The organism is Corynebacterium mendelii, from assembly GCF_017307055.1.
Taxonomy (GTDB): domain Bacteria; phylum Actinomycetota; class Actinomycetes; order Mycobacteriales; family Mycobacteriaceae; genus Corynebacterium; species Corynebacterium mendelii.
Window position 1 is genome coordinate 464,280 of sequence record NZ_JAFLEQ010000008.1, and the last position, 710, is coordinate 464,989.

Consider the following 710-nt stretch of genomic DNA (forward strand, 5'->3'; position numbering starts at 1 on the left):
GAATGTCGGGCACCGGCCGCTGCCCCCTGACGGGGCTTTTAAAGGGCGGGTCGACCGCACCCGGTGCGGGAGAACCATTTTTTTAAGTCAATCCCGAGACAACCGCCAGTGGAGTGAATAAAATTTGTCACTACCACCTCCTGTTTTTGCGGTGACAGCGCGGCCGACCACCACCCCGATCCGTCAGGCCCCATCACCGGCAATGATTGTTGAAAAGCGGGAGGATGGATGGCCACCGGCTGCTTTCCGCCCCTTTTTAGCAGCCGGTGGTCGCCTGTTTGGGGTGGTTTGCGGTAGCGGGGTGGTGACCTGTAAGTTATTCATTCTGTGTGCGGGAAAGCCCGCCCACTGTTTCGCATGTCCGCGCCACCCGCGGTTTTTCCGGGTGGTGGTTGAGCAGGATTTGTGCGAGAAAACAGTGGGGGACACCGAGCGGCGACGGCATGTCCGTGGCTTTAAGGTGTCTGGTTTCGGGCAGCAGGCAACGCGGGTCTCCACCGGCCGCCGTTGTTAAAAAACGCATCGCGGTGTTTCGTCGCCGCGGGTGCGCGCCTTTTTCCGCACGGGCCTTATCCGCCGAACGGTTTCCACCGGACGGGGTATCACCGGGCCACTGGCTGGCAGTTTCCCAAGACAGGCTTTTTAAGGAGTCATTTTGTCTACATTCCACCCGAAGAGCGAGGACGTCACCCACGACTGGTACGTCATCG

At 59.9% G+C, this 710-nt stretch carries 1 protein-coding gene; it reads right to left on the reverse strand.

Translation table 11 applies throughout. From position 1 onward, the window contains the following. Positions 1 to 316: 316 nt before the first annotated feature. On the reverse strand, positions 317 to 710 hold a 394-nt coding region (locus JZY06_RS05315; protein WP_207118914.1), incomplete at its 5' end, for a hypothetical protein.